This is a genomic window from Streptomyces sp. NPDC058371 (assembly GCF_042723265.1).
In the GTDB taxonomy this organism is placed as follows: domain Bacteria; phylum Actinomycetota; class Actinomycetes; order Streptomycetales; family Streptomycetaceae; genus Streptomyces.
Map to the genome: position 1 here is coordinate 251,129 of NZ_JBHXJC010000015.1, position 2,699 is coordinate 253,827.

The 2,699-nt window shown below is 71.9% G+C and carries 3 protein-coding genes; all 3 read left to right on the plus strand.

Annotated elements, in window-relative coordinates:
- The first annotated feature begins 160 nt into the window (after positions 1 to 160).
- The 3 genes from ACFWM2_RS33510 (at position 161) to ACFWM2_RS33520 (ending at position 2,128) form a co-directional block, all read left to right on the plus strand.
- Positions 161 to 1,174, plus strand: coding sequence for a hypothetical protein (locus ACFWM2_RS33510; RefSeq protein ID WP_383287785.1), 1,014 nt, complete (start codon positions 161 to 163; stop codon positions 1,172 to 1,174).
- 162 nt (positions 1,175 to 1,336) lie between these two features.
- Positions 1,337 to 1,756, plus strand: a complete 420-nt coding sequence (locus tag ACFWM2_RS33515; protein ID WP_383287787.1) for a hypothetical protein — start codon at positions 1,337 to 1,339, stop codon at positions 1,754 to 1,756.
- Between the two features lie 126 nt (positions 1,757 to 1,882).
- Complete coding sequence (locus ACFWM2_RS33520) at positions 1,883 to 2,128, plus strand: hypothetical protein (protein WP_383287789.1); 246 nt, start codon at positions 1,883 to 1,885, stop codon at positions 2,126 to 2,128.
- Positions 2,129 to 2,699 lie beyond the last annotated feature (571 nt).

The window sequence follows — 2,699 nt, forward strand, 5'->3', positions numbered from 1 at the left end:
TCTCCCACACCACCCCCCACCTTTGGTTCGATCCCCCGGCCGCCGTGCCCCCCCCACCCCCTGGGGGCGGCCCGGCACCCCTTCCTCACGGCACGCCCCGGCCACCGGCCCCGCGCGCCGCGTCCCGCCGCCGCCCGCAACTCCCAGAAGAGGCCGCATCGTGCCCGAGCGCATCGTGACCATGCCCGGCAGCACCGACCAGTTCGTGCTCACCGAACGCCCCGCACCCGCCCTCACCGACCGCTACCGGCCCCTGCCCGACGGCATCAACAGCCATGACCTCCTCGTCATCCGCGCCAACGAGGTACGTACGGGCGACGTCGTCACCGCCTTGTTCACCGAAGGCCCCGGCATCCGCCGCATGGAGCACGTCCCCGAGCCCTTCGCCGCGCACCCCCGCCCCTTCGGTATCTGCCCCGCACACTGCGAGGAGTGCTCCGTCACGCACCTCTCCGGCGGCACCACGGACCGGTACATGTGCCTGAACACCGCCGACGACTACACCAACTGCGCCGTCGTCTACCCCAACGCCCCGGTCGCGATCATTCCCGCCGACACGGCAGCGGAGTTCCCGCCCCTGGACTCCACCCCGCAGCTCCCGGACCTGTTCACCCTGGACGACGGCGAGCACGGCCCGTACGAGGCGCTTCCCGTCCCCCGCGCCTGGAGTCCGTTCGCGACGATCAGCGTCACCCGGGCCACGGCCGAGAAGATCGCCGCCGACATCCCCGGCACCCACGCCGGCCGCCATCTCACCTTCCGCTGGCTGCACGACACGCTGCTCATCGCCTCCGACCCACGCCTGCGCACCGACCCAGGCCGCCCGGGCCGCCTCATCGAGCCCGACGCCGACGGCCGCTACCGGATCGGCGGCCTGTGGCGGTGGGAGGAATGGTCCGTGCCCTTCTGCCCGAACTGCGGGGCCGAGACCGAGCCGCTCGACGTCGAGGGGGAGAGGGTCTGGCGCTGCACGGCGCCCGACTGCACCCGCCGCACGTACGGCACCGGCAACCCGGACGACGACGATGAGCTCCCGTCCTACACCGAGGACGACGGGCTGAGGATGGATGCCCTGTTCGACGTCAGGCAGGAGCGCGGCGAGATCGACATCGAGGCGACCGCCGAACTGGCCGCCCCGGGCGGCCCCGACGAGGACGAGCAAGACGCCAAGTGAGGACGACTCCCCAGCGCAGGAGACCAAGCCGAGCACGGCGGCCGGGTTGCTGCGCTAGACGGCCGTGCCCCGACAGTGAACCCACCCGGCCCGCCGCAACGCGACCGAACCCACCCATCCCACCTGCGGGCCGCCGCACCCGCCTAACACCCGGAGCCTCCCGTGACCACTCCCGACCTGCGCGCGACCGCCCTCGCGAGCCTCACCACCGCCGGGTTCACCGACGCCACCGCCACCCGCCAGAGCGACACCATCGTCATCGCCACCGTCCCCGCCGCGCGCTCCGCGTGGGCCGACTTCGCACTCGCCTCCCACACGGCGCTGCGCCTGGCCGACAGAGCAGGCCGCGCCCAGTACGCGCTCTTCCCCGCCCGCGACGGCGGCGAGCCGTACAGCCGCACCGTGTACTTCCGCGCCACCGGCCCCGGCCTCGCCCAGCAGCACGTTGGTCGGGTCCTCTGCCACACCGTCCGTATCGTCCCCGGCTACAACACCGAAGCGGATATCCCGAAGGCGCTCGCCACCGCCATCTTCGACGACTCCGGCCGCGCGGGTGACATCACCGCCACCCGCCTCGCCTGACTCCCGCTCCGCGGCGCCCCGTCGCGCCAGCGTTCGACACGCCTGTTGTTGCGCTGACCCACCGCGCCCCGACAGTCATAGCCACTCCTGTACCACCTCACCGTTCTGATTGGAGAACCGCTCGCCATGACCCCCCCTTCACCCATCACCCCGGGTTCCGGCCACAAGGTTGGTGACGTCATCACGATCACCGTCGGCTACTCCGAAGCCGCCTGCGCCATCCGCGCTGCGGGCAAGACCATGCAGGCCCGCCTTCACCAACACATGGTCCAGCTCCTCGACACCGACGGCGGCCCCTACAGCGCCCCCATCACTTACGGCGAGGCCGGAATCCCCTACATGTACCGCCAGTTGAACCACGACACGCCCTGACCCCGACACACCCGGCTCCCGGCCCTTCGCCCCCACGGCAGGAGTCGGGGGCTGCGGTACCTGGCCGTGCTGCGCCACGTCTCGCAGCACCAACGGGCCGCCCCGCACACGGGGCGGCCCGTTCCGCGTTCGGGCTTCGTATCCTCTCGGCCCCGCGCCCCATCTGTGGGCTCGTGGGCCGACCCTGCACCCGCGTGCACAGTTCCCGCCCCGCCGCGTCCCCGTCCCGTACAGCCGCCTCTACACCTCGGAGGCAACCGCCGTGAACACCGCCCGAGTTCCTGCCCTTGAGCCCATCGCCGGTGCAGCCGAAGCCACGATTGATCTCGCGGGTCTCACCACCTGCAAGGCCGCAACCGAGGCACCTCGCCGAGGAGACGCACGGCATCGCCCTCGCCCACGACGACGAAACCTGCCAATTCCTCCCAGCTCAACGACTCCTGGCAGGAGGCCGTCGGCAACCAGCACAGTATCGATGCCTGGAGCGTCGTCAGCGACCAACGGCCCACCCCGCAACCCGATCCCGCCTACAACCGGCCCCCCGGGGCGGGCTTGCGTGCCTTGCTCCGCG

What these genes read in the sequence shown, in the direction of transcription:
- ACFWM2_RS33520 (WP_383287789.1), top strand. Translation starts at nt 1,883, where the DNA reads ATGACCCCCCCTTCACCCATCACCCCGGGTTCCGGCCACAAGGTTGGT.